The following is a 24,490-nucleotide window of genomic DNA, read 5'->3' as shown; positions in this document are numbered from 1 at the left end:
CACTGCAATCAGGACAGAGGTGCGCACCAAAAAGGTCGCACCGCATTTGCAGTGAAGGACAGTGTCTTATGTGGATCCCATCAAAGCTGACTCGGCCTGGACGGCTTTATAACGCGATATTACGCCCGCGTGTGCTCGATATTTTACAACAAGCCCCTCACTATAAGCTGGTGCTGTTTCGCTCTCCGGCCGGATATGGCAAAACCACCATGGCTGCACAATGGCTCGCGGATCAATCCAATGTCGGCTGGTTTAGCATTGATGATAGTGATAACGACAGCTTTCGCTTCATTAACTACTTACTGCAAGCGCTGCACCACGCTACCCAAGAGGGCTGCGCCAACACGATAAAGCTGGCGGAAAAACGCCAATTCTCATCACTTCGTGCGCTCTTGTCTGATGTCTTTGCTGAACTGGCAGGGTTTCATGCCACTAGCTATTTGGTGTTGGATGACTATCAGCTCATTGATAACGAGGAGATTCATGAGGCGATGCGCTTTTTCATTAAGCACATGCCAGATAATCTCACTTTGGTGGTCACCTCACGCGCCAACCCTCCACTGGGCACCGCGAATTTACGCGTACGCGACTTGATGATTGAGATTGGCAACGAGCTTCTCGCGTTCGATAATGAAGAAACGACGCGCTTTTTTAATCAACGTGTCGACGATGGCGTGGATGAATCCACGGCGAACGCATTATGTAACTACGTTGAAGGTTGGCCGTCAGCCTTGCAGCTCATTGCGATTCAAGCGCAGCACCAAAAGCGTACCCTGATGCAAAGCGCCGCATCTTACGCTGGTTTTAACCATGCCCACCTTTGGGACTATTTGGCCGAAGAAGTGTTTGATTTGCTTGATGCTGAAACACGTCAGTTTCTCATGAAAGTCTCCGTACTAGAGATGTTTAATGACGAGTTGGTTTTCGCACTCACTGAACGCGAAGATGCATTGAATATGCTCGAGTCACTAAATCGCTATGGCTTGTTTATTTATCCACTTGAAGGAGATAACAACTGGTTCCGATTCCACCATCTATTCGCGGAGTTTTTGGCTCATGAGCGCCAAGCACGGATCCCTCACCAACAACAGCCCTTGCATAGACAAGCCGCACTGGCATGGTTGAAGTTACAATCTCCCCATCAAGCGTTGCGTCATGCACGCTACGCCAAAGACGATGCATTGTTGGCCGATATACTCAATCAGCACGGCTGGCGTATGTTTAATCGTGGTGAATTGTCGACACTAGAAGCCGCGATTATCAAACTCAGTGACGAGCTTTTATACCAATACCCAAATTTAAGCCTGCTACGTGCTTGGTTAGCGCAAAGTCAGCACAGGTATCATGAAGTTGGCGAACTTTTAGCCAGTGCAGAAAAAGCCTATCAAACCCGACAAATCCCACTTGATATCGATTACCAAGGCAATGCCAATGCGTTGCTCGCCCAAGTGGCCATTAACGCGAATAATCCTGAGCAGGCGATGCAGCTGGCAGAAAAAGCGCTCGAGCAACTCGATAGCGCCAATTACCGCGGTCGCATTGTCGCTACCTCGGTTGTGGGAGAAGTGAATCATGTGCTCGGTGAGCTGGATCGCGCCTTATCCATGATGCAACAAACCGAGAAACTGGCGCGGCAACATCAAGTTTACCATCAAGCACTTTGGGCGATTTTACAACAAAGTGAGATCTTACTTGCGCAAGGCTATGTGCAAGCCGCGTTTGAGTTGCTCGACAGCGCCGATCAGCTCATTGAGGATCAACAACTGCATCAAGTTCCTCTCCACGAGTTTGCCTTACGTCTCCGTGCTCAAATCTTATGGTGTTGGAACCGTTTAGATGAAGCCGAAGCTTGCGCCTATAAAGGGCTGCAGGTTTTAGAAAATCAGCCACCGAGCAAGCATTTGCATAGTTACTCCATGCTCGCACGAGTAGCCGTTAGCCGCGGCGAGTTAGACAAAGCGGCAAAAAGCATTGAGCATATTGAACACCTTTTGCGCGAGTCTGTGTATCACGTTGATTGGACCGCCAATGCATCATTGTCGCTGTTACTCTATTGGCAAGCCAAAAATGAACTCACCAACATGGACGAGTGGTTACACCAAGCCACTCGCCCCGCTACCGCCTGCAACCACTTTAGTCAGCTTCAGTGGCGAAACATTGCCCGTGCGCATCTGCATTTGGGTCAGTATGACCAAGCACGTCAAGCAGTTGATTTTCTGCGCCGCGAAGCAAACAAAGCCAACTTGGTGACCGATAAAAACCGCAATTTGATTGTTGAAGGCGTCCTTGCCAGCAAAGAGCAAGAGACAGAATATGCCAAAAGCCTCTTGCAAGATGCGCTGATCCTCACCAATCAAACCGGCATGATGGGTAACTTTTTGATTGAGGGAGAGGCGCTCTCCCCGCTCCTGCATGCGTTAATTGAACAACACGCACTCGGCGCCCTCGAACGCCACCGCGCGCAGCAACTCCTCAAGGAAATTGCGAGCCATCAACGCTCTCGTTCAACGCACTTTGATGAAGCCTTTGTCGAAAAGCTGGTCAACCACCCTAACGTGCCAGAGCTCGTGCGAACCAGCTCATTGACACAACGCGAGTGGCAAGTGCTCGGCTTAATTTATTCAGGCTTCAGTAACGAGCAGATCGCCCATGAATTGGATGTCGCGGGAACAACGATCAAAACCCATATTCGTAACTTATATCAAAAGCTCAATATCGCTAACCGCAAAGAAGCGGTCGTCACCGCCGAAAACCTTTTACAACTTATGGGGAATTAGTCAACACTGTCTACACCCTCAGGCTTTTCTGGGGGCGTAGAGGCCTCGCGCTCTCCCCCTACCTTTCGTGATACTTTGCTGAATTTCATCATCTTTTTTGTAATGACACGCTGAATTTTAACCCGATCACGCATGGTAGATGCCCTCCTTGAGTAAGCTGCGCTCAGTATTGATAAATGAGGAAAGATCAATGAAGCGCACTCACCTTTTGCAACCACTCGGCACACCGGTCGCCGTTGCAGCTACCATAGCGTTAGCGGGTTGCAATATCGAAAACGATCCCAATTTGCCCCCTAGAGACGCGGGCACCAGCGATGCCAGTGTGCTATTTGCTGACGCCGATACCCTGCTCACTCATCAAACCAACGCCACCTCGCTCACCTTGTATTACTCCGCTGATGGCACGATGCGCTATAACCCGGATACGCAGCAAGTGGAAAACGCCACAGCGAGTGTCAAATCTACCCTTGCTACTAGCGATAATTGGCAGATATCGTTCCCCCATTTGCAAGGCGACGTTAAAGGGTTCGATTTTGATTTTGTTAGCGCCAATATTGCGCTGAAGCAATGGCTTAAAGGGCAGCTTCTCGCTATCGCCAAAGACGGTGATACCGTATTAACCGCAACCGATGTGCAACCGGCCCGCGCGCTTGATGCCTTGTACGCCGAACACGCCGAAAAACTTAACTTTGGTGCCATCCCTGACGCTGGACACACTGAATTTCGTCTTTGGGCCCCTACCGCACAGCAAGTTTCGCTGGTGCCCTATCAATCGGCGAGCGAACAAAACGCGCCCAAACAGCGCCTAACGCCCATTAAAATGGACTTCGACGCCAACTCAGGAAGCTGGCATGTTGCCACCACCGCGCTGAATCATGGCGACTATTACCGCTATCAACTATCGGTCTATCACCCCACCACACATCGTATCGAGCGTCTCGAAGTCACTGACCCTTACTCACATAGCTTATCGACCAACTCTAGCTATTCACAGGTGGTGGATCTAAATGCGCCCGCGCTTAAACCCAGTGGCTGGGATACGCTGAGTGCACCTTACTCGCAGCAAAACCCTGCCAACAGTGTGATTTATGAGGCGCACGTGCGTGATTTTTCCGCGCTCGATCAATCCACACCAGACAATCTACGCGGTAAATATCTGGCTTTTACCCAAAATAGCACCGCCCCGGTCAATCACTTAAAAGCGCTTTCTCAATCCGGCGTCACCCACTTACACCTGCTCCCCGTGTTTGATATTGCCTCCATCAACGAAGACACGGCGCAACGTATCGATTTAACCGATCGTTTCTCCACGCTATGTGACAAAGCACCTTCGCTGAAAGAGACGCCAAGGCTGGCGAGTGAGTGCGACAACAACCAAACCATCCAAGCGGCCTTGACGGATTTAGCCACCCAAGACAGTGCGGAYACCCCCTATGTGCAAACCGTGATGGCAGCGATGCGTCAGTACGACAGCTTTAACTGGGGTTACGATCCTTTCCATTACACCGTGCCCGAAGGCAGTTATGCGACCGAGCCTGAAGGCACCGCGCGTATCCTCGAGTTTCGTAAAATGGTCATGGCCATCAAACAAGATATCGGCATGAATGTGGTGATGGACGTGGTCTACAACCACACCCACCAAGCAGGCTTAGGGCCCTATTCTGTGCTGGATAAAGTCGTGCCTTGGTATTATCAGCGCCTTAACCCCGTCACTGGAGACGTTGAACAATCCACTTGCTGCTCAAACACCGCGCCTGAGCATCGCATGTTTGCCAAACTGATCGATGACTCGATTGCCACCTGGGTGAAAGACTACAAAATCGATGCCTTCCGTTGGGATTTGATGGGTCATCATCCGCTGGCCCAGATCGAGCACACACTTGCCGTTGCCCGCGCCATCAACCCAGATGTGTATTTCTATGGTGAAGGTTGGAACTTCGGTGAAGTCGCCAACGATCGCCAGTTTATCCAAGCCACCCAAGCAAACCTTGCAGGCACAGGCATTGGCTCGTTTTCTGACCGACTTCGGGATGCGGTTCGCGGCGGCGGTCCATTCGATGGTGGCGAGTACCTACGCAAAAACCAAGGCTTTGGCAATGGTCAGTGGGTCGCGCCCAATGATTTACAACAGCAAAACAGCGGGGAAAGAGCCAGTGCCCTGCATAATGCCGATCTAGTTCGTTTGGGTATGGCGGGTAACTTAAAAGATTTTCAGTTACAGATTGCCAATGGTGATGTCGTGCGCGGTGACGAGGTCGATTACAACGGTCAACCGGCTGGCTACGCAAAAGATGCTTGGGAGGTTCAAAACTATGTCTCCAAGCATGACAACCAAACCTTGTGGGATAACAATCAATACAAATTCCCTTACGCCATGCCGCTCGCGACACGCGTTCGTGCCCAAGCCGTGTCACTCTCAACGGCACTTCTGGGACAAGGGGTGCCTTTTATTCACATGGGCAGCGAACTGCTTCGTTCAAAATCCATGCAGCGTGACTCCTACGACTCAGGCGATTGGTATAACCGCGTCGACTTTACTCAACAAACCACGCAGTGGGATAAAGGGTTGCCGCGTGAAGATAAAGACGGCGACAACTGGCCAATGATTGAAACCGTGATTGCCAACCACAACAGCGAGGCCAAACCAACACCGCAGGCAATCAGCAACATGGACAGTTACTTTAATGAGCTGGTGGYGCTGCGCACTTCATCTGGGCTGTTCCACTTAGGCCAAGGCAGCGTGATCAACCAACGTGTCAGCTTTCACAACACGGGCGCCTCACAAATCCCCGGGCTGATTGTGATGCTGCTTGATAACAGTGGCAGTCTGCACGACAGCTCGATTGATGCGACGCGAGACGGCATTATCGTCGCGATCAATGCCTCAAGCCAAGCCATCAATGACTTTGCCAACATCGACGCCACCGGCTATCAACTTCACAGCTTGCAAGCCAATGCAGGCAACGGCTCGATCGCTTATAACCAACAGGCGGCTCACGTAACCAACGGCAAACTCACCGTACCCGCTTGGTCCGTCGCCGTATTCGAGAAACCCCATCAACCTTAACTATCATTTGGGGGAGTGCTGCCTCCCCTTATAATTCCCCCTACCCCACAGGATGAATGTCGGTATAATGCGCGTCTCAGCTTTTATCGATGAATGGCATTATGATCAAGAACCTGGTCTCAACTTACCTCAAAGGCATGGCGATGGGCGCTGCGGATGTGGTTCCTGGTGTCTCTGGCGGCACGATCGCATTTATTACTGGCATTTACACGCAGCTATTGGAGAGTATTCGGCGTATCACGCCGCGCCTTTTTGCACTGTGGCGCAAGGAAGGTTTCAAGGCGGTCTGGCAACATGTTAACGGTACCTTTCTTTGTGTACTCTTGGCCGGCATCCTGACCAGTATTGCCAGTTTGGCAAAAGGGATCAGTTGGACCCTCACCCATCATCCGATCCCGCTCTGGTCGTTTTTCTTCGGCTTGATCATCGCGTCAGCGTTGCATATTGCCAAACAGTTGCCCGCCCCCAAGGTTCGGCCTAAAACGGTTCTCGCCGTACTATTAGGGATTGGTTTTGCCTACTGGATTACCATTGCTAACCCGCTGCAGCTCACCGCGGGTCCGCTCACCGTCTTTCTCGCCGGTGCCATCGCAATTTGCGCCATGATTTTGCCGGGGATCTCTGGCAGTTTTATCCTACTATTGCTGGGAATGTACAGCCCCATTCTGGATGCGGTTCACCAAGCGCAATTCGGCTTATTAGGATTGTTCGCTGTCGGCGCAGTAACTGGCTTACTGACGTTTTCGCACCTATTGTCCTGGCTGCTGCGCCGCTATTATGCACTGACGCTCGCGTTTCTCACCGGTCTGATGTTGGGCACATTGGGCAAAATTTGGCCTTGGAAACACACACTCACATGGCGTACAAATTCATCCGGTGAACAAGTCCCCCTCGTGCAAGATAACCTTTTACCCGGCGCCTACGAGGCAATCGTGGGACAGTCGGCACAAGTTGGCTTGGCTATCGTTGCCATGATAGGTGGCTTTGTGCTGGTATTATTGCTGGAGCGTTTCTCGCCTGAGCAGGAATAGATGATGAATGAACCCTCCTCACGGCTCGCCGTGAGTCACCCCTTAATAATCACCGCCAGTATTGCGATGCTGGCAGTGATGGCTTTTTTTATCCCCTCGTGGCTGTCTGGCTTTTTCTCGACCGTCTCGAGTACAACTATCGCACCAGCCGCCTACTGCTCACTCAATCAGCAAACGTGCCAATACGAGGGCTATCAAGCTCGCTTGGGCAATCCGGATGTTCATCCACTACACGCCAATACCCTCACTGTGACCGCCCCCCAAGCGCTTAACACGGATACATTGCTCGTTAAGCTCAAAGGCGTCGAAATGAACATGGGTGAATATCGGCTGGTGCTTAAACAAACCGATAAACTGACTTATCAAGGGCAACTGATGCTGCCCGTTTGCACCGAAGACAGCATGACATGGGCAGGAACCATTACCCTAAATGCTGACGCAAACACGCTGTTCCCCATTAAAGTACGCATGGAGCGACTATGAGTAAGAAAGCTTGGCTTGTCGCCATTATTGCCGTTTTTTTTGGCTTAGGTGCCCGCGCGCTATTTGATAACTATCAAACGTCACAAAAGCAGGCTCAAGCAGGGGCATTACAATCACAAGGGCAACCGTTTAATCTTTACAATACCGATGACCCACGTCCACGTATTGTGTATTTCGGCTATACCCATTGTCCTGATGTTTGTCCCACTTCGCTCGCCGTGTTATCTGCCGCGTTAAAATCGCTCCCTGAGTCGACACGAAACGCGGTGGCGCCAATCTTTATCACCCTCGACCCAAAGCGTGATACAAGCGAAAAAGCGGCGGAGTACGCGCATTTTTTCCATCCGGCCATCACCGGTGTCAGTGGTTCTGAGGCGCAAATTGCGCAGCTGGCAAAGCGCTACGGTGTGTTGTATCGCATCACCGAGCTGGAAGACTCCGCCATGGACTATGCCGTTGATCATAGCTCCTTTTTTTATTTTCTTTCACCGAACGGTGAACTCGTAGAGAAAGTCCCTCACACCTTAAACCCTGAAATGCTGATCGCAGCGATTGAACGGGTGACTGATCAAAATAAGGAATAACAATGACATCATTCAAATCTTTTGTTGCCGCTATCGCCTTTATGGTTGCACCATTCGTGCATGCCCATGGTGAGTTTTTTATTCATGATGCCTATGCGCGTGCCACTGCACCAGGCGCACCAAATAGCGCCGCTTTCATGGTTCTCGATAATCAAAGCAAGGTGCTAAAACGGGTAGTGAGTGCGAGCACACCGGCAGCGAAACGGGTAGAGTTGCATGAGCATGCTATGGTGGATGGCATGATGGAAATGCGACAAATTGCGCAAATCCTGGTGCCTGAAGGCGAGCAAGTGACACTAAAGCCAGGTGGCCTACATGTAATGTTGTTTGATCTGACTCAGCCACTCAAAGTAGGCGAGCACATTTCATTGACATTAAACACCGCGGACGGTCATTCACTCACCAAGCAGATCCCAGTGAAATCGGTCATGGCGGGCATGAAACATCACAACAAAGAGATGCACGCAAACCACGAATAAGCACAGTATCGGATACCTCTTACCTCGCTAAATGTTAACTCGGTCAAGCTCTGCTATTTAAGTAAAGGATTATCCAGCAAAAATGCGTTTAAGCGTCTAAGGTTGACAATAGTCGCGTGGATGCGTGACCCTAATGACGCGATTGCTATGACAAACAACAATAGCGAGGTTATTTATGAAAATCCGTCCAATGGCGCTAGCTGCCGTCGCATCGAGCATGTTGCTCGTCGGTTGTACAAGCAACACAGCGTTACAGCAAAGCGTTGATGATTTATCAGCGAAAGTCGATGCATTATCGAATGATGTATCTATGATGAAAAGCGACGTGAGCGATACCAAAGATACCTCTCAAATGGCATATGACGAAGCAAAACGTGCCAATAAGCGCATTGATAATATGGCGCAGTCTTACACGAAATAGCGTATCGATTTAAACACCGATTACTCGCTGAACAAACAATGAATAACGGCGCGCGATGCGCCGTTTTTTTATGCTGTGATCTTATCCGCCTTATCCGGACTTTTACCGCTCAGATCGCGTCATTTGCTTAGCATCTACGTCCACACGCTGTAGACGCTGCCAGGCTTTCAACTGTGCTGGGGTCAGTGTAGCGATCTCTGTCGGCACGCCTTCTTGGACAGATAACGCCGCTCGGTAGCGCCGAGGTGACAGTTCCAGCCGCGCTAAAATCGCTAACACCTGAGGATCAGGCTCAACCGACAAACGCGCTTTGRTCTCTTTTTCATTTTTTGATAAAGGACGATGCGCCTCTACCATCACTCGCCCATCAGGCTCAACGCTTAGCTTCGCGGGTTGATTGATAATTCTAACCGGGGTGTGGACATCCACTTGCTCAAACAGCCATGCCACATCGTCAGGTCGAAGCCGGATACAGCCAGCACTGACTCGCAGCCCAATACCAAACGACTTGTTAGTGCCATGAATCAAATACTCACCGTTACCGAAGCCCAACCTTAGCGCATGCTCACCTAAGGGATTGTTTGGCCCTGCTGGCACCACATCAGGCAAAATGATGCCGCGCTGTTTTTTATATTCCTCACGAATGCTCTGCGGTGGCGTCCACGTCGGATGTTCGCGCTTTTGGCTAATATAGGTGTTCATTGTGGGGGTTTCGCGACCCACTCTACCGATCCCGATGGGAAATACATGAACATCACGTTGCGCGTCCGCCTTTTCTCCCGTTACCTTAGCGTCTGGTTCAGGAAAATAATACAGGCGTAATTCAGCAAGGTTGATCACTATCCCCGAGTGAGGTGGTGAGGGCAACAAGAGCTGGTTGGGTAAGCGCACCAGAGATCCAGGCTCAGGCAAGTAGGGATCAATCCCTGGGTTGAGCGCTAAAAGCGCTAGAAACCCCATATCATAGTGTTTAGCAATGGCTTCTAAGTGCTCGCCCTCTTTGACGATGTGCGCCTCTGGATAGCCAACAAGTCGACTACCGTCGGTGGGTAACGGATACGGGGTGGCAAATGCTGTCGGCACAGCTAACACCCAAAGTACCACACAGGCTAATAATCTCTGTATGGCACCTTTGCCTACCATCGGCCAAGAGAGGTTAGAAATAAACTCGTGCTCCAGCAGCGCCTTCAAACTCAATATCGCCTTTCTCCTCCCAATACCAAGTGGTGCCCGCTTCTGCAAATAGTTCCACATCACCCGTACCCACCGGAAGAGTCACACCGAGCCCGGCACGTGGTCCCCACTGATGCGTTGAATCATCTACCCACTGACCTCCGGCATAGACATACATAGGCGCATATTCCATCCGCCCGAGCCATTCACCCAAATTCCAAGTTCCATCGACGGCCACTCCCACCTTATCGATGCCAGCTTGAATTTTAAATTGGTTTTGCTTCAAGGTCACACCAGACATTGGCGAACCAAGGAAAACCCCCGCAGCAAGGCCATCAGCCGCGTAAGAAGAAACGGGAAATGAGGCAACAGCCAAACAGACTGCCGCACGAAGCCAAAGGTTAAAATTCATGGTATTCCGTTGTATTACTGTGATAAGCACATGGATTAAAGCAATTTTAGTGCCAAGGTTATAAAACCATAAAACAGGGCTAAGTTTCCCTCTGAGCTAGACAGGCAAAGCAAGAATACGGTGATCACTCGCGTTCCGAGGTGAACGCATCACCAAGCACCCACTGAAAGAGGCAATAATCTGCCAATACGGAAAGGTACAAAGCGTACAAACCATGCCGCTTTAATCGGTCACAACATGACAACGATCGCCGCTCGCCCCACCCATCGATGAGAAAGTGCGCACAAAGTAGCGTTTCTCCCTGATTTATTGGGCGATTTAAGTGATATACTGCATACTTTAGTCTGTGCGCCTTTATGAGTATGCGTGACAAGGCAGCATCCGCTTTCAAGACGTTTTTGGTAGGAGTAACGGGTTTTTGTTAGATGATCTGGTCTCGCTGGCACTGCGCCAGTTTCAGCAAGATTGTGTCAAATTGTGCGAGCATCACTATCCCACAGTCCACAATCGGGGAATGCGTGACCCCCACATGGGCAAAGCACTCGCACGTCGACTCATGCGGGTTCTCGAGGCGCATGATAAACCCGCAACGTTTAATTTGCTCGACGATACCCGACCACATAGCCAAACCGTCTATCAGCTACAACTTGACGGCAGCGCGATATACATACTAGCCCACCGCCTACTCAGTGGTAATAACGCCTGTCGTGATGCCTTGGTGCGTGACGTTGCTTGGCTACTGAATCATGGCATCACAAACCCTGCCGAGCCTGGGCGTGTCATTGTGGTCAGTGACCACTGGATTGATCGCACCAACGCCAGTAAGGCTGTTCCTTCTTGGTGGTTGGGACACCAACCTATCCACGCAGACGCCTATCGCGCGCAAGGAATACGCTTGACCAGCGCAACGTCGAGCCTGGCTGAGACCATCGCGCCCTTGGGGTTAACCGAGGGGCGATATCGTATCTTTCACCCTTTGTTTCGCAAAAAAGATGGCTTACCCCTGCACAAATACCTTTTGCTCACCGCCACCTTTCCGCTCGGTGTTGAAGAGGATAATAGCAGTCTTTAATGTGGTTTGTGCCACACGGCTTTGAAATCAAACCAACCCACCGCATTCGATGCCACATCTTGGAGATCTGGCGTCGCCATGACACCCATCCAAATATGAAACAAGGGCACCATTTGATGCTCAACCAGGCGACGGGCTAAGTGCTCAGCACAGCTATCGTCTTGTGTCTCTCGCCAGCGCTGAGTATGACGCTCAATGGACTCGAGCATGGTATCTGTGCAGGCACTCAATACCAGATCATGCGTCCCTAGCCAGTTAAATAACCCCGCCTGCCCGCGTTCACCAAAGCTCATCGCCCCTAACCAGATGTCGATTTTGCGGCCATATTGACCACTAAAGTAGTCGGCGGATGACAATGCCAAGGTTTTCACTTGAATACCATCCTCAAGTAAGTGCGCGTGTATTGCCTTGGCGATAAGCGGGTATAAAGGATGGTCGGATAAATACGCCACGGTCAGTGACGTTGGTGACGGAGCAACTGGCGACATGGACGAAAGACCATGATGCATCCAACCTGGCATCAGTCCATACGCATTGAACAATCGGTACTCACCCATTCCACAATGCGCCAAGCGTGGCAGTAATTGCAGCGATGACAGCTTTGCATGCAGGTATTCACGCCATGCGGGTTGCTTCGCTAATCCATCGCGACAATTCAACAACAGGTAACCAGCCCCCTGATCCATTTCTAACTTTTGACTCAGCGTGGTTTGATGGCTTGCTAATCTCTCCGGCGTCAGTGAGGTGCTGGGAGTGAGATAGCACATTGCGGCCTCATCAAACACCATAATCTGGATTTCATCGGTCAGGGCACGATAACCAAAATAATCATCAAATGCCTCGAGCACTAAACGGTGTGGCTGTTTCTCTGCCACGCGATAAGGACCTGTCCCAATCGGTTGATAACCAAGGGATTGACTTGGATGGCGCTCAGCAGGACGAATGACCGCTTCTGGCAAGGTGAGCGCATGATCAAACCTTGAGTCGGGAGACGAAAGATGTACATCAATCATTCGCGGGCCCGGCGAGTCAACACTCGAAAGATGAGCAAAAAAACGCCGCGTAGAAAGCGCCGATAGGCTCGCTATCACATCCTGCTCGCGCATTGGCTGACCATCATGGAAGCGGACACCAGGACGAAGGTAAAATCGCCAATGTGTCGGCGACAACGCTTCCCAATGATGGGCTAAATCCGGTGTCACAATACGTTCACTACCACGATAACGCACCAAACCATTAAAAATTTGACCGACCAAGTGCTGCTCTGAGCGACGCAAAGGTTCGCGCGGATCCAGCGTCTCAAGCTGACGGTAATAGGGCAGGCGAACAATTTGCCGCCCGTTTTGCGTACTCGGCCCCATTTGTTTTTGGATTAAGGCAGCGAGTTTGGTCGAGTCATGATCAAGGCACGCCAACGCGTGATCCATTTTCCCTTGCACCAGCCAAGATGCAGCTTGCTCTTCTCGCAGTGCCATTTCACTACGCAAAAATGCCAAACGAGAGAGCTTGCCCCGCCCCACGGAAGGCTGCCACGTTAACCATCCTTGCTCTTCTAACTTACTGAGCACCATTCGCGCATTACGCCGCGTACAGACCAAAATATCCGCCACAGCTTGTAGCGTTGTATCGGTGTTTTCGCCATTGAAATGATGATAAAGGCGGGAGAACTGAGCACGAAGTCGCTGACCTGACATAAAAGAGGAACCCAACAATCACAAAAACCAGTGGAAGTATTTCCTATTTTACGCAGAACAAGGCATAGCGTCTGCTCATATCTTGATCACACGCACTCAGGCTGTGATCTCTGGCAGGCAATAATCACCGGCTTTCACGAGCAGACGTTTGTTATTCCGTCTGACTCAGTTATGATGCCTCTCTTTGTCGATAATGAGTAGGGTGTTTATGATCGCGTCGGCTATTATTTCCCATTTTGATATCAAACAACGCTGGATGGCTTGCCACGTAAAAAAAGCGCAATTCCCAACCAAGGAAAGCCTTGCGGGTTTTGATATCTATCATGCCGCTGCTCATCCCCCACACCCTTTTGACAAACCTGACGCACCGACTCATCAGCCACTCACTCTCTATTGGGTCGACAATCACCCACTGATGATTCAGTATGCCAAGCTTCAGGCGCAACAGTGGCCAGAGTCAGATCGTGCCAATATGCTCGCTTACTTTGCCCAGCTTGCGCTTGAAGATGGTGTTGAAATCGCTGACGCCACGGTGTCGCTCTGTATCGGCACCCAAAACGGGGAAACCTGCGCCGCCGCCATGCGGGTCGATACGGTGTTAGACGGTCAAGCAGTCAGTGGTATTTATGATGTCGTCGCCCCTGATGAGAACGCACAAGCACAACTTCTCTATGCGCTCACTCAGGAGGAGAACGGCGATGACAGGCTGTGGGTCATCGGCCGCTAGTGAATGATTAAACGCACGATAAACAGGCTTTGGGAACCTCACCACTGGCAATAAAGTGCAAGAAAGCGGCTTTATCGAGCACAACAGCCCCCTCCGACTCTGCTTTTTCCATCATGGCGTTGCTGGCAAAATCACCGAAACATAATACATCAACGGCTTCACTCGCGTGATCGTTCACTGTCATCCCATTTTGTAACGTCATCTCAGACAGTGCGCTTTCTTCTTCGTTAGGAAAACCCAGAAAGCTCACTTTAAACCAACCATGTTTGGGGACAGGGAGCTTGACACCCTCTTGAATATCGTGAGTTTGAGTCGACATTTCTTCTCGGATATCGTGTGTTTGAGTCGGCATTTCTTCACGGCTATCGTCAAATAACTCAGTGTTTGGGATAACCTCATCACTCCACTCTACCGCCGCCGTATCAGACGATGTCTCTGCCACAGCCCAAGTCATATTGCGAAACTCAGGCATTCCCCGGCAAAAGCGCAACGTGTTATCTCTGGCTAATACTGGCATCTCCGCAGGAAAAGTAAGATGCATTGAACCATCGGCATTGACACTGACTTCAATATCCTTGCCCATCCAACCAGGCAAGCCATTGGTCGCCTCAGGTTGCGTATTACTTGCACCATGAGTCGTCTCTTTAACAGTTTGTTTGAGTTGTTGAATCGCGGCTTTCCATCCCCACTTATGAGCTTGTCGTCCCATATAAACCCCAAAACCGACCGCACACATTGCAACCGTCGTTAGTAAGGTCATCAATATTTCTTGAGCTTCATTTGGGCCACCAACATACAAGACCGAAATGAGCAACATATAGCCAAAGCCAAGGATCCGGCTCAGTTGGCTATACTTTCTGTCAAGTAATTGCCAAACAAATAAGAAAGGGAACATGAGGATCCCTGCAATCAGAAGCCCGCTAGGTGCGGTGTTAGAATGTATGTTAATACTCATGGTGGGCGTCTCTGCGATAAATAATAATGTTGGTATGCTAAGCGCGCGAAACACGATACGGCTTCACGCTCAAGGCGCGCGTAAAAATACGCTATTGCCCAGAAAAATGCGACAAATATGTCTCAGATTGTCGACCAGAGTCCAGAGATGACCCACTCACACGGCGCACGAGGTATCTGTAACTCGCTGCACACTAGCCATCCAATAATTAGTTCTTGAGAGGGCGAACCACTTCCTCAAGCCCTTCCACTTTCAGTGCCAGGCACAGCTTCATTAGCTCTCCTAACTCGCCTTTCGGAAACTCGGCTTTGTTTTGGAACCACAACAGATATTCCTCTGGCAGATCAATCAACACGCGCCCAGCGTATTTGCCGAATGGCATGGGCATTGTGGCTAATTTCATAAGCTGTTGTTTATCCATCAATGCATCCCGTTTTAGGCTGTCGCATGTCGCTGTTCAAGACGTTGACTTGCAATCATTTCAAGCAACATGGTTTCACGTATCAACGATTGCCCGGCTTTGGCACTGTTCGCCATCACTGCTTTGTTATGCGCAATCGCATGATTAAGGCTCACCCACACAGGTCGCATACCATTATTGATTTCATAATGCTCAAAGGTCGGAGTACCGAGATCTCGATCAACGCGGCAGTAGAAGCAGTATGACAACATATGCATCACATCCGCACCATCTCGATACCAAGGGCGGTGCTCTTCAAAACAGCCAAATGGAGTGATATCACGGATCTGTCGTGCGCCCGTCTCTTCTTGCAGCTCACGGATCATGGCTTGCTCTGGGGTTTCGCCCGCATCCATACCGCCACCGGGGAGCGAATAATCATCATAACGTGCGGTATACATCAGCAAAATCTCATCGCCATCTAAGGCAATCGCGCGTGCTGCGTCGCGCTTAATGACGGATTTATTTTGCAGCGGCAGCACCCGCTCATCCGTATATTTGGCTATGATTTCCATTACTACTCAGATAGTCAAAAAACAAGCGCGGGAGTTAGCACAACCAAACAAGAGAGCAGAAAGGCGCTAACGGGTGCACAAAAATGAAATATGTCTCGCACCCGATACCTTAAGCCGCCCAAAAATCATTAGTATTGTTAGTGATAAACACACAAGGTAGGACTGGGTACGATGCTGCAGAAAATTAGTATCCACAAGCTGACAATCGGGATGTACGTGGAACAAATAGAAACAGCCCAGTCACCCACCCGGATGACCAAACCTGGCTATGTTCGCCGTCCCGAGACAATCCAAAAACTAAAACAATGTGGTGTTAACTATGTTTGGGTAGATGCTGATCAGATCCTAGATATCAATGAAATCCAGTACAAAGGCGCACTTTACCAAGGTAAGTATGCGTCAACCGGCGCGGATATCGACAAAGCACGCGCGCTCATCGATTCGTCGAAGCAACAACTGAGTCGCTTGTTAAATGACATCTATGCCAATAAAGCCATTGATGTCGCGCCCCTTGAGGCATTGGGCAGTGACATTGTCGACAACATTTTTGAACGTCAGCACGCCATTGCTTGGATCAGTGGCATTCGAGATAAAAGTGCTTACCTGATGGAGCATTCGCTCAACGTGGCCTTTTTGTTGGTGAGTTTTGGCAGGCATCTAGGGTTTGATCACGCGACCTTGCAAGAGCTCGCCGTCGGTGGGCTGGTGCATGATATTGGTAAAGTGCTAGTTGCCGACGAAGTGCTCAATAAGCCGGGCAAACTGACCGCTGAAGAGTTCGACCACATGAAACTCCACCAAGTATTTTCTCAGCCGGTACTGGATAGTATCCCTGACTTATCACAAATTGCTCGCGACGTGAGTTTAATGCATCACGAAAAACTGGATGGCACTGGTTACCCAAACGGGCTAAAAGGCGAAGCGTTACATACCATTGGCCGCATGAGTGGCATTGTCGATATTTACGATGCACTGACCGCGGATCGTTGTTACAAACGAGCGAAGTCACCGTCTGAAGCCTTTAAGATCATGATGGGACTCACGCCGTTTCATTTGGATCCCAATTTATTGCGCGCCTTTATTCAGTGTATTGGCTTTTACCCCGTTGGCTCCCTCGTTGAGTTAGCCGATGGACGCGTTGGCTTGGTATGGCAAGAAAACCTCGACGACTTGACTCGCCCTGTGGTCAAGTTGTTTTATTCAGTCCGCAGTCACCGGTTTCGTGAAGTGGAGTATATTGATCTCGCTAAGCGCCATGATTTGCGTATCGCCCGCGCCACCAGCGAGACAGCCCTTGATATCAATGTCGATGCATTTCGTTAATCCTGTGACGAGGCGAGGGCTTTTGCGTATACTGCCCTCCCTCAGTGACAATGCCTTTTAAGAAAGAGAGAGAAAAATGAGAGTTTGCGCGGTTGATTTAAAAGCTAACGAAGCGAATGTTGTGTTACTCGACAGTGACAACGATCTGTTTTCGGTACCTGAGTGTCGAGCCAAGAAAATCACGCTGCCCTCGCCAGAAGCGCAAGAGAGCATTCAACATTTCCATCGTACCATGAGCAAGCTCATCGAAGACTATCAGGTGGATAAAATCATTATTCGCGAGCGCCAAACCAAAGGGAAGTTCGCGGGTAGTAGTGCCGGCTTTAAAATGGAGGCCGCCCTACAACTGATCGAAGGCGTTGACGCCGAAGTCTTCTCCTCCAGCGTGATGAAACAAACGCTAAAACGTCATCCCATCGATGTAAACTTAAAAGAGCTAGGCTTGAAGCAATTTCAGGAAAATGCCTTTCTAACCGCGTGCGCCTATTGTAATAAAGACAAAAAATAACAGTAATAAAGACAAAAAAACACGTCGAACACGGAGGTACCATGAGCAAGAAAATCTACTCTTCCCCGCTAGGGCCATTAACACTGCAGGCCAATAGCCAGGGATTAACGGCTCTGTATCTCCCTAACCGCGCACCTAATCACCTTGTTCAAGACAGTTCGCAAGACAGCGTCGCCATTCTCGATCTTGCCTGCCATCAACTGGATGAGTACTTTGCAGGTACGCGACAGACATTCTCGGTGCCACTTGCACCGCAGGGAACGGCCTTTCAACAGCGCGTATGGCAGGCGCTTCAATCCATTCCCTTTGGTGAAACGGCCAGTTACCAAGCCATCTCTCATCTTATCGGTAACCCAAAAGCCAACCAAGCCGTGGGCAGTGCGAATGGCAAGAATCCGATTTCGATTATTGTCCCCTGTCACCGGATTATTGGCCGTCAAGGTCAGTTGGTCGGCTATGGGGGTGGTTTGATCGCCAAACGCACCTTGTTGATTTGGGAGGCCACAGGCAAGTGGCCCGATTACGTCTCCAATGCGCTGACCAGCACAGACCCGGCGCTGCCTTAGTCTCCTCCACTCAGGCGGCAAGCGGTTTGGTCAGCCGTTCCGGGGTCAGATGAAAACCACAATGGATATAAAAGCTTTGTGCGTCGTCTTTTTGGTAGCTTGGGACCACTTCAATGTGATCACATCCTTTTGCTATCAGCGCCTGCTCGGCAGCATTAAGCAGTTGACGTCCCAACGTCATATCGCGGAATGGCTCGTCGACAATAATGGTACTAATGCGACCCACGTGGCCTGACAAACCTAATTGTGGGATCACTTGACAGACCACCACACCCGCCACCAAACCGCAAAGCTCGGCCACGCTCACTGACACCAAGTCCTGATTAAGTAGATGCTTGATATGCCGGTGCATCTGACGTTTGTCTATCTCATCTGACTGGCAATGGGCGCAGAGTTGGCTAATGGTTTCTATATCTTTATTAGTGGCTTGTCTTATCATTGTCGCCTTCCTTGTTTGGGTTTCCCCACCCGCAGACCGCCGTTCAATCTGCCGGTGAGGTTTTATGAGTTATCACGTCGCAAAACTCGCACGTATTAGTGACTAACGCTGGGCGGTTTGCGTCCCCGACATACGGCTTACTGTCACGCGGCGGTCAAAGAAAAAGCCCTCATTCCCCGCTTGGCTATCCAGTGGCTGACTGTCTCCATACGCCACCGTGTTGAGCTGACGCGGATCGACGCCCACGGACACAAGGTAATCTTTTACGGCCTGCACACGACGTTCCGATAGCGCTTGGTTATAGCCTTGACGTCCTCTTGGATCGGCATAGCCTGCGAGTTGCCATTGAGCGTTTGGCATTTGTTGAATAAATCCTGCGAGCTCATCAAGCTGGATCATAAAGTGCGGCTCAATATCAGCCGAGCTCGTGCGAAATTGAATATTCATCGCCAGCGTAAGGTCTTCCACCTGATTCTGCGCACTGCGTAACCGCGCGAGCTCAAGCTGCGCTTCATTATATTTTTGGCTGATGCGACTCAATGATTGATTCTCATCCCGGATAGTTTGAATCGTTTCATCCTGCTCGGTGGCCAAATTTTCATAGCTGGCATTTTGCCCCATCACGGTACCAATAATGGCCCCTGCAACCGCGCCGACAGGGCCCGCCACCACCGCTCCCGCGATAGCGCCGCTTCCCATCCCGATCAACTCGGGTTGTTTATTACGTTCAACCTCACTGGCGGCCATCCCTTGTGGCGTGGCAACGGCGAACATTGAAACGGCAAATACAGAGTGAATCAGTTGTTTTTTAATATCCATCTTATCCTCGCTTACGATGAATCGTGCTGTTTGATATGGCGTTATTACAGCAAGCACTTAAGGCATTTTGCGGGAGTAAAAATGGCAATCTGGCGATCAATAGTGGCAAAAAAATGGCAATTTACGTTTCATACGCGAAGAGGGTTTTCTCTGCACACAGTTTGGGTATAGTCATCACAACGCAAGTAAGAAGACAGAGTTATGAAACACATCGCGATAGTGGAAGATGAAGCGGCGATCCGAGAAAACTACGCCGATGTTATCCGCCGCCAGGGTTACCAAGTCCATACCTACCAAGACCGGCCCAGCGCGCAAGCGGCCTTTGAGCGGCAATTGCCCGATCTAGCAATCATTGATATTGGCTTAGGCAGTGAAATCGATGGTGGTTTTGCTCTTTGCCAATCCCTCCGCGCCGTGTCGGCGACGGTGCCAATTATATTCCTCACCGCCCGCGACAGTGATATTGATACCGTGGTTGGTTTGCGGATGGGCGCGGATGACTATCTCACTAAAGATGTTTCCCTCCCACACCTCATGGCACGTATCGCCGCATTATTCCGGCGCTCTGATCTTTTGGCACAAACCCCCTCAAAAGAAGATAAGCGTCTCCAATGTGGTCCTCTTTACCTCGATCTTGATCGTATGCAGGTCTATTGGCATAACCAACTGATTGATCTCACCGTGACCGAATTTTGGATGGTGCACGCCCTCGTCAAACGACCCGGGCATGTTAAAAGTCGTCAAGCACTCATGGATGAAGCACATGCTGTGGTGGATGACAGCACCATTACCTCACACATTAAACGAATTCGTAAGAAATTCATGGTCGTTGATGAACAGTTTGATTGCATCAGTACCGTTTATGGCATGGGCTACCGTTGGGATGAGGTACCCAAATGATCGCGAAGTTACACTTGCTTGCCCGGCATTTATGGCAACACATCGCGGGTATCCGTACCAAGATTGTGGTGCTATCGAGCTTTTTGCTCCTATTGCCCTACTTGGGTTATCAATATGTGTRGGAGATGGAAAACGTCTTACGACAGGGACAAGAACAGACTTTGATGGGTACCGCGCGCGCTTTCGCCATGGGGATGAACGACAGGCCCAGCTTGTTTTCCTATCGAGACATCCCCTCTCAACTCGACCCAGGAAAAGATCTGCACGCGTTTCGCCTCAATCATCCAATCACCTTGGACGGTGACTTAGGCGACTGGCAGCGCGACCGCCACCATCAACGCCACTATCAGCGTGATGGGCTTATTTTTAACCAAGGTCCCTACCACAGCGATCAATTGGCGTTATCTGTGCTCACTGGGAGTAATGGAGATGCCGTATACTTTGGCATCACAGTGACCGATGCCAGTCCTACCCCAGCACAGCGTACCGGCGATATCACCAGCCAAGATCACATGATCTTGGCGCTCACTTCCCCCCAAGGTGCCTTTTATCGTGTTGCGCTCAGCCAAGACAGTAACAGCAATAATGCTCACATCCGTCACCTGACCAGTGGACTACCCACGTTAGCTGACAAGACCTCGACAGAAGGCCCGGCTCAGCCCCTACCTATTGCTGCAAAATGGCAACCGACAGACAAGGGTTACAGCATTGAGGTGAAACTCCCGGCAAATTGGGTCGGCCAGCAGCTGGCTCTCGCCTACTATGATCGCGGCAATGGTTTCGAGCGGCCACTCAACGCCATTATTGGCAGTGCTTCAACGCGCGCTCCCACCTCATTAGGCAGCTTTATGATGCCCTCTGCGGCTATCCAATCTTTGATTGAGCGAATGAATAACGACGCCTCGCGGGTTTGGGTAGTCGACAAACACAGTCGCGTGCTCGCCAAAGACGGCGATATTCAAACCTCCAATGGCGTTTGGCAGCCTCAGTCGCCTTCAGACCAACCAGAGGGGTTGATCCCCTGGATAACCGACACACTACTGCGCCCCTGGTATGACCGCTTGCTCGTGACGCCACCCGATCACTTTGTCGACGCCATGCAACAAGCATCCATCTACCAAGGGGTGCAAGCACAGCAAGCATTACAGGGGCGGCCTTACGCAGGCTGGCGCAGCTCAGACGACAATCAAGCAATGATTTTATCGGCCGCTTATCCCATCTGGCTTGACGACCGTGTCGCCGGTGCGGTGATCGTCGAAGAGACGACCAATGGCATTCGCAGCTTACGTAATGAAGCGTTAGAAACCCTGTTTTCAGTCATGCTGGCGGTTATATGTACCGGCGTGCTTTTACTGCTCTTATTTGGATCGCATATCGCTAAGCGTTTACGTCGCCTCCAGCACGAGGCCGATCATGCAATCGATAGCCAAGGCCGGGTTACCGGGCATATCACCACCACACATAGCCATGATGAAATTGGTCGACTATCACGCACCATGGCCGATATGGTCAGCCGAATTGCTGGGTATAATCACTACTTGGAGGCCATGAGCTCACGGTTATCCCACGAGCTACGCACACCGATTGCCGTGGTGCGCTCCTCGCTCGAGAACATGGCCTACACCCAGGAAAACCCCGAGCAACTGACCTATATTAACCGCGCGCAGGACGGTGTTCACCGCTTAGCGGGCATTTTATCAACGTTAACCGAGGCCACACGCCTAGAACAGAGCTTTGATAACGCCGATAAAGAGATGGTGGATCTCAATGCCCTACTTGAAGGCTGTACCCAAGGCTACCAATTCGCTTATCCAGATAAGACCTTTACCTTAAGCCTTCCCCACCACACGGTAAACGTGTTAGGTGTCCCTGATTATCTGGCACAATTACTCGACAAGCTTATCGCCAATGCGGTGGAGTTTGACAACGGCGCCACCCCCATCGCCTTATCGCTGTCACAAAATGCGCATCAGGTCGCGATGACCGTCAGCAATAGCGGCCCATTGCTTCCCGAGCATATGCGCGAGCAATTGTTTAACTCTATGGTCAGTGTCCGCCCTGAAGGTCACGGCGCGGATAAACCGCACCTTGGCTTAGGACTGTATATCGCACGGTTGATCGCTGACTTTCATCAAGCCGATCTTGTCGCTGACAACCGGCCACAAAAAGATGGAGTGACACTGTCACTTATTTGGCCCAATACACAGTTAATGACACACTGATTGATCTCAACCCTATTGGCCCCAATACTGACTAATAGTGCCCGACACTGATAAGGGCCCGCACTTTTCATGGGGTCACACATAGCGTGACGCCCCGAGCAAGGAGCCAATATGATTGAATTTTATTCTGCCGCGACACCCAACGGCCAAAAAGTTGCGATTGCACTAGAAGAGATGGGGCTGGATTATCAACTACACAGCGTTGATTTGATGGCAAATGAGCAAAAACAGCCTGACTTCTTAGCCATCAACCCCAACGGTCGCATTCCCGCGATTGTCGATAAAGCCAATGGCGACTTTCCGGTGTTTGAGTCCGGGGCGATTTTACTCTATCTCGCAGAAAAAACGGGGCAATTCTTACCCAGCGAGCCCAAGGCACGCTCACAAGCCATTCAGTGGCTGATGTTTCAAATGGGGGGCGTAGGGCCAATGATGGGGCAAGCCAATGTCTTCTATCGTTATTTTCCTGAAAAAATCCCCGCCGCCATTGAGCGCTATCAAAAAGAAGGCCGCCGCCTGCTTGAAGTGGTGGATAAGCAACTGCAACAGCATCCTTACTTGGCAGGGGATAGCTATACCATTGCCGATATGGCGACCTGGCCATGGGCAAGGATTCACGAATGGAGTGGCGTTGATGTCAGCGGATTAGACGCACTCAGCGCGTGGCTCGATAAACTTGCCGCGCGCCCTGCTTGTCAAAAAGCCTTACTCACCCCCGCGCCCAACGAGGCAACGGACGACGAACGTGCCGAACAAGTACGTGGCATGGTGACGCGATAGCAAAATCGCTATACTAGATCGTGATCTTAGGTACCAGACAGGCAGCGTATCCCGCGGCCTGTCTGTCATTTATTTGTGTTGAGGAGCTCGCGTGTTAACACCTTGCATTGGTCATTGTCGACGTGAAGACGATATTTGCGTCGGCTGCAAACGTACACTTGATGAAATTGTCCGCTGGGGAAAAATGACCGACGATGAGCGCGAATCCATTATGGCGCAACTCCCCAAACGGCCCGATCCTACCTCTGTCGTTCCCTCTTATCGGTCACGAAACCCGTTCAAGCGCCGCACTGGCTGAAGGCGCAAGCGGCTTACGATACTCAATGATCACCGTGCTTCCTTCATAATGCACGGCTTCAATCGCCCCATCGACAATCACTTTACTGGTGACGAGCACGTCTTGATCAACCTGTTCACGATCGCGCAAGCTCGGTATGACCTTGTTCGGCTCCACCCCCATAGCTTGGCAAAACGCAAACACAAACCGACTATCGAGCACGGCGTCACCATGAATGCACCGAGAGAAGCTAAGGTGACTGATCTCAAGCTTTTTTGCCATTTCTATCTGGGTAATCCGAGCTTTAGCTTTATAAGACATCCATGTTTCGTACAAAGCCTGTCTGTCTTGGTCATTAAAGGTCATCACGGTTTCCACTGGCTATCATTTAAAAGCATCCAGCTTAGCAATCCTGTTACCTATAATGTCAGCACGGGGTAAACGGCGAGTAAATCTTGCTGGAATCGTGCGGCTCGGTTAGGATCCGAGAGCCCTGATCAGATAAGAGATGTGCTATGGACGTCAACTTGGCGAATCTACCTGCCGACGAGAAACAAAAAATTGAACTCGATAAACAAGCTGCCTACGCCGTATGGAAGGTAGTCAATAACCAAGCCCCACAAAGCCTTTACCAGCAAGAAGCCAGCGCCTTAGTCGACTGGCAACGCGAGGTTTATCTCGCCAGTGTAGAAAAATACCGTGCGCAACCTGACGCTTTTATCATCCCTGAGGCTCCTCCTTCCGAATAAGGTTTCACCAGCACCTCACACTGGTGCTGGAACCTGTCAGTCAGCGTACGCCACACG

26 protein-coding genes are annotated in these 24,490 nt (G+C 50.6%); 17 read left to right on the top strand and 9 right to left on the bottom strand.

Going from position 1 to position 24,490, the window contains the following annotated elements; translation table 11 throughout:
* Positions 1–68: 68 nt before the first annotated feature.
* From malT to BZG73_RS11425, 7 genes are all read left to right on the top strand, one after another.
* Positions 69–2,777 (top strand): HTH-type transcriptional regulator MalT, encoded by a 2,709-nt coding sequence (gene malT, locus BZG73_RS11455; protein ID WP_077668354.1) that lies wholly within the window; start codon positions 69–71, stop codon positions 2,775–2,777.
* 190 nt (positions 2,778–2,967) lie between these two features.
* Positions 2,968–5,844: a pullulanase-type alpha-1,6-glucosidase gene (pulA, locus tag BZG73_RS11450; RefSeq protein ID WP_235606057.1), complete on the top strand. Its 2,877-nt coding sequence runs from the start codon at positions 2,968–2,970 to the stop codon at positions 5,842–5,844.
* Positions 5,845–5,945: 101 nt separating this feature from the next.
* Positions 5,946–6,875, top strand: a complete 930-nt coding sequence (locus BZG73_RS11445) for a DUF368 domain-containing protein (RefSeq protein ID WP_077668362.1) — start codon at positions 5,946–5,948, stop codon at positions 6,873–6,875.
* Positions 6,876–7,358, top strand: coding sequence for a hypothetical protein (locus BZG73_RS11440; protein WP_077668352.1), 483 nt, complete (start codon positions 6,876–6,878; stop codon positions 7,356–7,358).
* A complete protein-coding gene (locus tag BZG73_RS11435; RefSeq protein ID WP_077668351.1) occupies positions 7,355–7,942 on the top strand; it encodes an SCO family protein in 588 nt (195 codons plus the stop codon). The genes BZG73_RS11440 and BZG73_RS11435 overlap by 4 nt, the downstream gene beginning before the upstream one ends.
* A 2-nt stretch (positions 7,943–7,944) precedes the next feature.
* A complete protein-coding gene (locus tag BZG73_RS11430; RefSeq protein ID WP_052708145.1) occupies positions 7,945–8,421 on the top strand; it encodes a copper chaperone PCu(A)C in 477 nt (158 codons plus the stop codon).
* A gap of 175 nt (positions 8,422–8,596) precedes the next feature.
* Positions 8,597–8,842 carry an Lpp/OprI family alanine-zipper lipoprotein gene (locus tag BZG73_RS11425; RefSeq protein ID WP_046075907.1) on the top strand — a complete coding sequence of 82 codons (246 nt, stop codon included), beginning with the start codon at positions 8,597–8,599 and terminating at the stop codon, positions 8,840–8,842.
* 102 nt (positions 8,843–8,944) lie between these two features.
* On the opposite strand, the gene BZG73_RS11420 is transcribed toward BZG73_RS11425, so the two are convergent.
* Entirely contained in the window at positions 8,945–9,985 is a 1,041-nt protein-coding gene (locus BZG73_RS11420) for a L,D-transpeptidase family protein (protein ID WP_077668361.1), read from the bottom strand.
* Between the two features lie 13 nt (positions 9,986–9,998).
* Positions 9,999–10,427: a hypothetical protein gene (locus BZG73_RS11415; protein WP_046075908.1), complete on the bottom strand. Its 429-nt coding sequence runs from the start codon at positions 10,425–10,427 to the stop codon at positions 9,999–10,001.
* 418 nt (positions 10,428–10,845) lie between these two features.
* On the opposite strand from BZG73_RS11415, the gene BZG73_RS11410 reads away from it, so the two are divergent.
* On the top strand, positions 10,846–11,499 hold the full coding sequence (locus BZG73_RS11410; protein ID WP_046075909.1) for a hypothetical protein: 654 nt from the start codon (positions 10,846–10,848) through the stop codon (positions 11,497–11,499).
* On the opposite strand, the gene BZG73_RS11405 is transcribed toward BZG73_RS11410, so the two are convergent.
* Entirely contained in the window at positions 11,496–13,193 is a 1,698-nt protein-coding gene (locus BZG73_RS11405; protein ID WP_077668350.1) for an SgrR family transcriptional regulator, read from the bottom strand. The genes BZG73_RS11410 and BZG73_RS11405 overlap by 4 nt on opposite strands.
* A gap of 208 nt (positions 13,194–13,401) precedes the next feature.
* On the opposite strand from BZG73_RS11405, the gene BZG73_RS11400 reads away from it, so the two are divergent.
* Positions 13,402–13,920 carry a hypothetical protein gene (locus BZG73_RS11400; RefSeq protein WP_077668349.1) on the top strand — a complete coding sequence of 173 codons (519 nt, stop codon included), beginning with the start codon at positions 13,402–13,404 and terminating at the stop codon, positions 13,918–13,920.
* 7 nt (positions 13,921–13,927) lie between these two features.
* On the opposite strand, the gene BZG73_RS11395 is transcribed toward BZG73_RS11400, so the two are convergent.
* The 3 genes from BZG73_RS11395 to BZG73_RS11385 form a co-directional block, all read right to left on the bottom strand.
* Positions 13,928–14,875: a hypothetical protein gene (locus tag BZG73_RS11395; protein ID WP_131825356.1), complete on the bottom strand. Its 948-nt coding sequence runs from the start codon at positions 14,873–14,875 to the stop codon at positions 13,928–13,930.
* Positions 14,876–15,083: 208 nt separating this feature from the next.
* Positions 15,084–15,296: a DUF3820 family protein gene (locus tag BZG73_RS11390; RefSeq protein WP_077579323.1), complete on the bottom strand. Its 213-nt coding sequence runs from the start codon at positions 15,294–15,296 to the stop codon at positions 15,084–15,086.
* A 14-nt stretch (positions 15,297–15,310) separates the two neighbouring features.
* Positions 15,311–15,850 carry an NUDIX hydrolase gene (locus tag BZG73_RS11385; RefSeq protein ID WP_077668348.1) on the bottom strand — a complete coding sequence of 180 codons (540 nt, stop codon included), beginning with the start codon at positions 15,848–15,850 and terminating at the stop codon, positions 15,311–15,313.
* Between the two features lie 171 nt (positions 15,851–16,021).
* Here BZG73_RS11385 and BZG73_RS11380 point away from each other — a divergent pair, with 171 nt between their 5' ends.
* The 3 genes from BZG73_RS11380 to BZG73_RS11370 all read left to right on the top strand — a co-directional run bounded on the left by BZG73_RS11380 (position 16,022) and on the right by BZG73_RS11370 (position 18,247).
* Positions 16,022–17,173: an HD-GYP domain-containing protein gene (locus BZG73_RS11380; protein WP_077668347.1), complete on the top strand. Its 1,152-nt coding sequence runs from the start codon at positions 16,022–16,024 to the stop codon at positions 17,171–17,173.
* A 76-nt stretch (positions 17,174–17,249) separates the two neighbouring features.
* Positions 17,250–17,681, top strand: a complete 432-nt coding sequence (locus BZG73_RS11375; protein WP_046075914.1) for a DUF3010 family protein — start codon at positions 17,250–17,252, stop codon at positions 17,679–17,681.
* 41 nt (positions 17,682–17,722) lie between these two features.
* On the top strand, positions 17,723–18,247 hold the full coding sequence (locus BZG73_RS11370; RefSeq protein ID WP_077668346.1) for a methylated-DNA--[protein]-cysteine S-methyltransferase: 525 nt from the start codon (positions 17,723–17,725) through the stop codon (positions 18,245–18,247).
* Positions 18,248–18,257: 10 nt separating this feature from the next.
* On the opposite strand, the gene BZG73_RS11365 is transcribed toward BZG73_RS11370, so the two are convergent.
* Positions 18,258–18,686 (bottom strand): GNAT family N-acetyltransferase, encoded by a 429-nt coding sequence (locus BZG73_RS11365; RefSeq protein ID WP_052708147.1) that lies wholly within the window; start codon positions 18,684–18,686, stop codon positions 18,258–18,260.
* Between the two features lie 102 nt (positions 18,687–18,788).
* Positions 18,789–19,505 (bottom strand): sortase-associated OmpA-like protein PdsO, encoded by a 717-nt coding sequence (gene pdsO / locus BZG73_RS11360; protein ID WP_052708148.1) that lies wholly within the window; start codon positions 19,503–19,505, stop codon positions 18,789–18,791.
* A gap of 201 nt (positions 19,506–19,706) precedes the next feature.
* On the opposite strand from pdsO, the gene pdsR reads away from it, so the two are divergent.
* The 4 genes from pdsR to BZG73_RS11340 all read left to right on the top strand — a co-directional run bounded on the left by pdsR (position 19,707) and on the right by BZG73_RS11340 (position 23,705).
* Entirely contained in the window at positions 19,707–20,405 is a 699-nt protein-coding gene (pdsR, locus tag BZG73_RS11355; protein WP_077668345.1) for a proteobacterial dedicated sortase system response regulator, read from the top strand.
* Positions 20,402–22,627 carry a proteobacterial dedicated sortase system histidine kinase gene (pdsS, locus tag BZG73_RS11350; protein WP_077668344.1) on the top strand — a complete coding sequence of 742 codons (2,226 nt, stop codon included), beginning with the start codon at positions 20,402–20,404 and terminating at the stop codon, positions 22,625–22,627. Before pdsR ends, pdsS begins: the two co-directional genes overlap by 4 nt.
* A gap of 111 nt (positions 22,628–22,738) precedes the next feature.
* Positions 22,739–23,407, top strand: coding sequence for a glutathione S-transferase family protein (locus BZG73_RS11345; RefSeq protein ID WP_046075918.1), 669 nt, complete (start codon positions 22,739–22,741; stop codon positions 23,405–23,407).
* Positions 23,408–23,498: 91 nt separating this feature from the next.
* Positions 23,499–23,705 (top strand): DUF1289 domain-containing protein, encoded by a 207-nt coding sequence (locus BZG73_RS11340; RefSeq protein ID WP_077668343.1) that lies wholly within the window; start codon positions 23,499–23,501, stop codon positions 23,703–23,705.
* Here BZG73_RS11340 and BZG73_RS11335 read toward each other — a convergent pair.
* Positions 23,673–24,005: an XRE family transcriptional regulator gene (locus BZG73_RS11335; protein WP_227986256.1), complete on the bottom strand. Its 333-nt coding sequence runs from the start codon at positions 24,003–24,005 to the stop codon at positions 23,673–23,675. The genes BZG73_RS11340 and BZG73_RS11335 overlap by 33 nt on opposite strands.
* Positions 24,006–24,199: 194 nt before the next feature.
* Here BZG73_RS11335 and BZG73_RS11330 point away from each other — a divergent pair, with 194 nt between their 5' ends.
* Positions 24,200–24,433 (top strand): DUF3283 family protein, encoded by a 234-nt coding sequence (locus tag BZG73_RS11330; RefSeq protein WP_046075920.1) that lies wholly within the window; start codon positions 24,200–24,202, stop codon positions 24,431–24,433.
* Positions 24,434–24,490 lie beyond the last annotated feature (57 nt).

Source organism: Salinivibrio siamensis, from assembly GCF_001996005.1.
Taxonomy (GTDB): Bacteria; Pseudomonadota; Gammaproteobacteria; order Enterobacterales; family Vibrionaceae; genus Salinivibrio; species Salinivibrio siamensis.
Note: the sequence above shows the minus strand (reverse complement) of the source record. Positions and strands in the feature narration are given on the sequence as shown.

What these genes read in the sequence shown, in the direction of transcription:
- malT (WP_077668354.1), top strand. Translation starts at nt 69, where the DNA reads ATGTGGATCCCATCAAAGCTGACTCGGCCTGGACGGCTTTATAACGCG.
- BZG73_RS11445 (WP_077668362.1), top strand. Translation starts at nt 5,946, where the DNA reads ATGATCAAGAACCTGGTCTCAACTTACCTCAAAGGCATGGCGATGGGC.
- BZG73_RS11440 (WP_077668352.1), top strand. Translation starts at nt 6,876, where the DNA reads ATGATGAATGAACCCTCCTCACGGCTCGCCGTGAGTCACCCCTTAATA.
- BZG73_RS11435 (WP_077668351.1), top strand. Translation starts at nt 7,355, where the DNA reads ATGAGTAAGAAAGCTTGGCTTGTCGCCATTATTGCCGTTTTTTTTGGC.
- BZG73_RS11430 (WP_052708145.1), top strand. Translation starts at nt 7,945, where the DNA reads ATGACATCATTCAAATCTTTTGTTGCCGCTATCGCCTTTATGGTTGCA.
- BZG73_RS11425 (WP_046075907.1), top strand. Translation starts at nt 8,597, where the DNA reads ATGAAAATCCGTCCAATGGCGCTAGCTGCCGTCGCATCGAGCATGTTG.
- BZG73_RS11415 (WP_046075908.1), bottom strand. Translation starts at nt 10,427, where the DNA reads ATGAATTTTAACCTTTGGCTTCGTGCGGCAGTCTGTTTGGCTGTTGCC.
- BZG73_RS11405 (WP_077668350.1), bottom strand. Translation starts at nt 13,193, where the DNA reads ATGTCAGGTCAGCGACTTCGTGCTCAGTTCTCCCGCCTTTATCATCAT.
- BZG73_RS11400 (WP_077668349.1), top strand. Translation starts at nt 13,402, where the DNA reads ATGATCGCGTCGGCTATTATTTCCCATTTTGATATCAAACAACGCTGG.
- BZG73_RS11395 (WP_131825356.1), bottom strand. Translation starts at nt 14,875, where the DNA reads ATGAGTATTAACATACATTCTAACACCGCACCTAGCGGGCTTCTGATT.
- BZG73_RS11390 (WP_077579323.1), bottom strand. Translation starts at nt 15,296, where the DNA reads ATGGATAAACAACAGCTTATGAAATTAGCCACAATGCCCATGCCATTC.
- BZG73_RS11385 (WP_077668348.1), bottom strand. Translation starts at nt 15,850, where the DNA reads ATGGAAATCATAGCCAAATATACGGATGAGCGGGTGCTGCCGCTGCAA.
- BZG73_RS11380 (WP_077668347.1), top strand. Translation starts at nt 16,022, where the DNA reads ATGCTGCAGAAAATTAGTATCCACAAGCTGACAATCGGGATGTACGTG.
- BZG73_RS11375 (WP_046075914.1), top strand. Translation starts at nt 17,250, where the DNA reads ATGAGAGTTTGCGCGGTTGATTTAAAAGCTAACGAAGCGAATGTTGTG.
- BZG73_RS11370 (WP_077668346.1), top strand. Translation starts at nt 17,723, where the DNA reads ATGAGCAAGAAAATCTACTCTTCCCCGCTAGGGCCATTAACACTGCAG.
- BZG73_RS11365 (WP_052708147.1), bottom strand. Translation starts at nt 18,686, where the DNA reads ATGATAAGACAAGCCACTAATAAAGATATAGAAACCATTAGCCAACTC.
- pdsO (WP_052708148.1), bottom strand. Translation starts at nt 19,505, where the DNA reads ATGGATATTAAAAAACAACTGATTCACTCTGTATTTGCCGTTTCAATG.
- pdsR (WP_077668345.1), top strand. Translation starts at nt 19,707, where the DNA reads ATGAAACACATCGCGATAGTGGAAGATGAAGCGGCGATCCGAGAAAAC.
- BZG73_RS11345 (WP_046075918.1), top strand. Translation starts at nt 22,739, where the DNA reads ATGATTGAATTTTATTCTGCCGCGACACCCAACGGCCAAAAAGTTGCG.
- BZG73_RS11335 (WP_227986256.1), bottom strand. Translation starts at nt 24,005, where the DNA reads ATGTCTTATAAAGCTAAAGCTCGGATTACCCAGATAGAAATGGCAAAA.
- BZG73_RS11330 (WP_046075920.1), top strand. Translation starts at nt 24,200, where the DNA reads ATGGACGTCAACTTGGCGAATCTACCTGCCGACGAGAAACAAAAAATT.